The organism is Melaminivora alkalimesophila, assembly GCF_000282995.1.
Lineage (GTDB): Bacteria > Pseudomonadota > Gammaproteobacteria > Burkholderiales > Burkholderiaceae_C > Melaminivora > Melaminivora alkalimesophila.
In genome coordinates this window covers 1-6289 of record NZ_ALEE01000295.1, presented here as the reverse complement: position 1 = coordinate 6289, position 6289 = coordinate 1, and the positions used below count along the sequence as shown (strand labels likewise).

3 protein-coding genes and 1 pseudogene are annotated in these 6289 nt (G+C 71.2%); all 4 read right to left on the bottom strand.

The window, feature by feature from the left end:
* A pseudogene (locus A612_RS05570) lies at window positions 1-286 on the bottom strand (DNA-binding protein YbiB); the annotation flags it as partial.
* Window positions 287-414: 128 nt separating this feature from the next.
* Window positions 415-1968, bottom strand: a complete 1554-nt coding sequence (locus tag A612_RS05565; RefSeq protein WP_019373547.1) for a TolC family protein — start codon at window positions 1966-1968, stop codon at window positions 415-417.
* Window positions 1969-1991: 23 nt separating this feature from the next.
* Window positions 1992-5159 carry an efflux RND transporter permease subunit gene (locus A612_RS05560; protein WP_019373546.1) on the bottom strand — a complete coding sequence of 1056 codons (3168 nt, stop codon included), beginning with the start codon at window positions 5157-5159 and terminating at the stop codon, window positions 1992-1994.
* A gap of 7 nt (window positions 5160-5166) precedes the next feature.
* Window positions 5167-6289, bottom strand: a 1123-nt coding sequence (locus A612_RS05555) for an efflux RND transporter periplasmic adaptor subunit (RefSeq protein WP_019373545.1), incomplete at its 5' end; no start/stop codon positions are given.

Here is a 6289-nt window from a genome sequence, read left to right as displayed (position 1 = left end):
CCGGCAGCCGGCGTGCGCCGTTGTAGCTCGGCAGGACGACCAGAGGCAGTCCGCCTGGCGGGGCTGGGACGAGGGCGGTGCGTGCCTGCAGGGCGTCGAGGAAGCCGCACATCTCAGCGACCGTCTCGCCCTTGATGCGCATGGCGAGGCAGAAGGCGCCGACCTCCAGGTCGGTCAGCTGGCCATCGAGCAGCTGGCCGAACAGGTCGGCCGCCTGGGCGCGGTCCAGGGCCCGCGCGCCGCGCGCCCCCCGGCCGATTTCCTTGAGGTAGTGGCTGATGCCCATGCTGCCGTGTTCCGCTCTGGCTGATATTCAGAAAAGCGGATTGTGATGCAGCAATGATGACTTTCAGTTATAAGTTTCTGTGGTGCAGCAGGTCGTGCCCCCCGCGCCACGCGGGTGGAGGGTCTGCTTCAGGACAGACCAGGCACCGCTTCCGGGCGCGGCCGCCATTGCCCGCCGAGCGCGCGAAACAGCGCGATGCGGTTCGCCTGCTCGGCCAGTTCCAGCGCGATCAGGCCTTGCTGGGCGGCGTACAGGCTGCGCTGCGCGTCGAGCACGGCCAGATAGCTGTCGGCGCCGAGCCGAAAGCGCGCCTCGGACAGCTCGAAGCTGCGCCGCGTCGCTGCCAGCAGCGAGCGCTGGGCGGCGAGCCGCTCGGCCAGGGTGGCGCGCTCGGCCAGTGCGTCCATGACTTCGCGGAAGGCGCCCTGGATCGCGCGCTCGTATTGCGCGAGCGCCATTTCGCGCGCCACCTCGGCTGCGCGCAGGTTGGCCCGGTTGCGCCCGGCGTCGAAGATCGGCAGGCGGATTTGCGGGGCGAAACTCCAGGTGTGGTTGCCGCCGGCGAACAGGCCCGAGAGCTCGTTGCTGGCCGTGCCCACCGAGGCCGTCAGGCTGATGGACGGGAAGAAGGCGGCGCGCGCGGCGCCGATCTGGGCGTGTGCTGCCTGCAATGCGCGCTCGGCGGCGCGGATGTCCGGGCGGGCCAGCAGCACGCTGGACGGCAGGTCGGCAGGCACCTCTGGCAGGGCGGCGGCCTGGACCGGGGGTGGAAGCGGGGCTGCCTCGGCGGGAGCACCGGTCGCCGTCTCCGATGGCCGTGCAGCAACGGAGGAGGGCCCGTCGGCCCGCAGTGCCTGGGCGCCCGGCGGCAGCAGGCGTGGGGATACCGGGGCGCCGGCGAGCAGCGCCAGCACATTGCGCCCGCGCGCCACCTGCGCCTCGTAGGCCGCCGCCTCGGTGCGGGCGCCGTCCACGGTGGTCTGCACCTGCGCGAGCGTCAAGCCGGACGCGGCGCCGAGCGCGTGGCTGCGGCGCGTGAGCTCGAGCTGGCGTTCGCGTGCCGCCAGGGTGGCGCGTGCCAGCTGCAAGCGGCGCGCGTCCGCATCCAGGCCCACCCAAGCCAGTGCCAGTTCGCTCGCCAGGCTGATACGTGCGCTGGCTTGCTGGTCCTCGCTGCGCAGGAACTCCTGCAGCGCCACCTCGTTCAGGTTGCGCACGCGGCCCCAGAAGTCGAGTTCGAAGCCCGCGAGGCCCGCGCCCACGCTGTACTGGTTGCTGGTGTTGCCGCGCCCTGCTGCCGTCAGGTCGTCGGCCGTGCGCGTGCGGCCGGCGTTGCCGCTGGCGTTGAGCGTGGGCAGCCGATCGGCCTGGGCGATGCCGTACTGCGCGCGGGCCCGCTCCACCGCGAGCACCGCCACCCGCAGATCCCGGTTGCCCGCCAGTGCCATGTCGAGCAGGGCGCGCAGCCGCTCGTCCTGGACGAAGTCGGAAGCGGTCACCGCGGCCGACGCCAGCGGCGGCGCCTCGTCCGTGGCAGGAGTGCCCGTCTGCAGCGTGGCCGGCACGGGCAGTGGCGGCGCCTGGTACGGCGGCGCGAGCGACGTGCAGCCTGGAAGCAGGCCGAGGGCAAGCACGCCGAGCAGCGCGGCGCGCAGGGCAGAGGGCAGGCGGAGCAGGCCCATGCGGGGGCGATGGGGTGGACGCTTCATGGCGCGGTGGCGGGTTGGCCGGGGTCGGCAGGGCTGCCCGCGGCGGCGGTCGGGGCGCGGCGCGTGAACAGCCGGCGCACGACCAGGAAAAACACCGGCACGAAGAAAATGCCCAGCAGCGTGGAGAACACCATGCCGCCGAGCACGGCGGTGCCGATCGCCTGGCGCCCGCCCGCACCGGCGCCGGTGCCGATGGCCAGCGGCAGCACGCCGAAGCCAAACGCCAGCGAGGTCATGAGGATGGGGCGCAGGCGCAGGCGCACGGCCTGCACGGTGGCGTCGATCAGGGACAGTCCGCGCTCCTGCAGCTGCACCGCGAACTCGACGATCAGGATGGCGTTCTTGGACGCGAGGCCGACGGTGGTGAGCAGGCCGACCTGGAAATACACGTCGTTGGCCATGCCGCGCGTGTAGGTGGCGACGAGCGCGCCGATCACGCCCAGCGGCACCGCCAGCATGACCGAGACCGGCACGCTCCAGCTCTCGTAGAGGGCCGCCAGGCACAGGAACACGAACAGGATGGACACGGCGTACAGCATCGGCGCCTGCGCGCCCGACTGGCGCTCCTGCAGCGAGGCGCCGGTCCACTCGAAGCCGATGCCGGGCGGCATCTTCGCCATGATGGCCTCGACCGCGGCCATGGCGTCGCCGGAGCTTGCCCCTGGCGCCGTGTTGGCGTCCATCTCCAGGGCCGGGCTGCCGTTGTAGCGCATGAGCTGGGGCGAGCCACTGGTCCAGGTGGTGGTGGCGAAGGAGGAAAAGCGCACCATCTCGCCGTTCTTGTTGCGCACCGACCACTGGCCGATGTCCTGCGGCAGCATGCGCCAGGGCGCATCGCCCTGCAGGTAGACGCGCTTGACGCGGCCGTTGTGGATGAAGTCGTTCACGTAGGAGCCGCCCAAGGCCGAGGACAGCACCTGGTTGATGTCGCTGGTGGACAGGCCGAGCGCGGCGGCCTTGCGGTCGTCCACCACGACCTTGAGCTCGGAGGTGTCGTCGAAGCCCGTGGTGCGCATGTTGATCAGCTGCGGCACCTCGCGCGCTGCGGCGATCATGTCGTCCTTGGCCTGGACCAGCGCATCGTGGCCCAGGCCGTTCAGGTCCTTGAGCACGAAGTTGATGCCGGCGCTGGAGCCCAGGCCGCGCACCGGCGGCGGCAGCGTGACGAAGATGCGGGCGTCGCGGATGCGCGCCAGGTCCTTGTTGGCCTGGCGGGCGATGGCGTCCGCCGACTGCGAGGGCAGCGGCCGCTCGTCCCAGGACGTGAGGCGCACGAACATGCTGCCCGAGCTCTGGTTGCCGTTGAAACCCAGGATGGCGTTGGTGCTGAAGACCTCCGGCCGGTCCTTGAAATACAGGCGCACCTGGTCCATCACGTCCGCCAGGCGTGCGTCGGTCGCGCCTGAGGGCAGCGTCACGTTCACGCGCACGAAGCCCTGGTCCTCGTTGGGCAGGAAGGAGGTCGGCAGGGCGCGGAACATGAGGGCCACGGCCGCCAGGATCGCGCCGAACAGCAGCGCCATGCGCAGCGTGCGGTGCAGCAGGCGCGCCACGGCGCCCTGGTAGCGCGTGGCGTTGCGGTCGAAGTGGTGGTTGAACCACGCAAAGAACCGGTCCAGCACGCCGAGCACGCCCGCGCGCGGCGCCCGGCCGCTCTTGTGCGGAATGGGTTTCAGGATGGAGGCGCACAGCGCCGGCGTGAGCGTCAGCGCGACGAACACCGACAGCGCCATGGCGGCGACGATGGTCACCGAAAACTGTCGGTAGATCACACCCACCGAACCGGCGAAGAAGGCCATGGGAACGAACACCGCCGACAGGGTCAGGCCAATGCCGACCAGCGCCGGCGTGATCTCGCGCATCGACTTGCGCGTCGCTTCCCTTGCGGGCAGGCCTTCCTCGCTCATCACGCGCTCGACGTTCTCCACCACCACGATGGCGTCGTCCACCAGCAGGCCGATGGCCAGCACCAGCGCGAACATGGTCAGCATGTTGATGGAGTAGCCCATCGCCGAGAGCACGCCCAGGGTGCCCAGCAGCACCACCGGCACGGCGACTGCCGGGATCAAGGTGGCGCGCAGGTTCTGCAGGAAGATGAACATCACCAGCGTCACCAGCAGCATCGCCTCGGCCAGCGTCTTCACCACCTCGCGCAGCGAGGCGCGCACGAAGGGCGTCGTGTCGGAGCTCACGAAGCCCGTGATGCCGTCGGGAAAGTAGGGCGCCAGCTCGGCGATCTTGGCCGCCACGGCGTCCGCCACCTGCATGGCGTTGGCGCCGTCGGCCAGCACGATGCCGAGGCCCGCGCCTGGCTGGCCGTTCAGGATCGAGCGCACGGTGAGCGAATCGGCCTCCAGCGCCACGCGCGCCACGTCGGCCATGGTGACCACCGAGCCATCGGGCAGGGCGCGCAGCACGATGTCCTGGAATTCCTCGACGGTCTGCAGCTTGGAGCGCGCCGTCACCGTGGCGTTCAGCATCTGCCCCGGCACGGCCGGCAGCGACCCGAGCTGGCCGGCCGAGACCTGCACGTTCTGGGCGTTGAGCGCCGCCATCAGGTCCGAGGGCATCAGCGCGTACTTCTCCAGCAGCGTCGGGTCCATCCAGATGCGCATGGCGTAGTTGGTGCCGAACACCGTCACGTCGCCCACGCCATCGACGCGCGCGATCACGTCCACCACGTTGCTGGTCAGGTAGTCGCCGATGGTCACCTGCGACACGTGCGGGTCGGGCGAGGTGAAGACGTAGGTGACGAGGTAGTCCTGTCCGCCCTTGTTGACGAACACGCCCCGGCTCTTCACCGCCTCGGGCAGGCGGTTCATGGCGCCCTGCAGCTTGTTTTGCACCTGCACCTGGGCGACGTCGATGTCGGCGCCGGGCGCAAAGGTCAGCGTGGTGCGCGAGCGGCCCGCCGAGTCGCTGGTGGACTGCATGTACAGCAGGTTGTCCAGGCCCTTGAGCTGTTGCTCGATGACCTGGGTGACGGAGTTTTCCACCGTCTCGGCCGAGGCGCCGGTGTAGGTGGTGTTGATGGTCACGCGCGGCGGGGCGATGTCGGGGTACATCTCCAGCGGCAGCGTGAAGATCGACAGCGCGCCGGCCAGCATGATGACGATGGCCAGCACCCAGGCAAAGACCGGGCGGTTGATGAAGAACTGCGCCATGGCTGCTTCAGCCTGCGTTGCCGGCGGCGGCCGCAGGGGCCTCGGCCTTGCCTTGGCTGCGCGGCGTCCAGGGCACGGGCCGCACGCTGTCGCCCGGGCGCACGCGCTGCGAGCCGTCCACCAGGATGCGCTCGCCCGCGGCCAGCCCCGACAGCACCTCCCAGCGGTTGCCCACGGCCGCGCCGGTCACGATGCGCCGGCGCTCCACCTTGTCCTCGGGCGTCACGACCAGCACGCTCGCGTTGCCGGCGGGGTCGCGCGCCACCGCCTGCTGCGGCGCCAGCAGCGCCTCCTCGTTCACGCCCGCCTCCAGCACGGCGCGCACGTACATGCCGGGCATGAGCAGGCCGTCGGGGTTGGGCAGCTCGGCGCGCAGCACGATGGCACCGGTGCCGGGGTTGACCTGCACGCCGCTGAACTGCAGCCGCCCGGTCTGGGCGTAGGTGCTGCCGTCGTCCAGCACGATCGCCACGCGCGCCGCCTCGCCGTTGCCGTCGCGGCGGATGCGGCCGCTGGCCAGCTCATTCTTCAGGCGCAGCAGCTCGGTGCTGGACTGCGTGATGTCCACGTAGAGCGGATCCAGCCGCGTCACGGTGGTCAGCGCCGCCGCCTGGTTGGCCGTGACCAGCGCGCCGGGCGTCACGGTGGAGGTGCTGGTGCGCCCGGCGATGGGCGACTTGACCTGCGTGTAGCCGAGGTTGATGCGTGCCGTGCGCACGGCGGCGCTCGCCACCTCGACATCCGAGCGCGCCAGCTGGGCGGCGGCCTGGCTGTCGTCGTGCACCTGGCGGCTGATGGCATCGATCTTGACCAGCTCGGCGTTGCGCCGGGCATTGGATTCGGCCGTGGCCAGCGCCGCGCGCGCCTTCGACAGCTGCGCCTCGGCGGCCGCCAGCGCGGCCTCGAAGCCGGCCGGGTCGATCTGGTAGAGCACCTGGCCGGCCCGCACTTCGGCGCCCTCGGTGAACAGGCGCTTTTGCACGATGCCGCCCACCTGGGGGCGGATCTCGGCCGCCAGGGAGGCGGTGGTGCGTCCGGGCAGCTCGGTGGTGACGACCTGGCGCTCTGGTGCCACCACCACCACGCCCACTTCGGGCGCGGGTGGCGGTGCGGCCGGCGCGGGCGGCTGC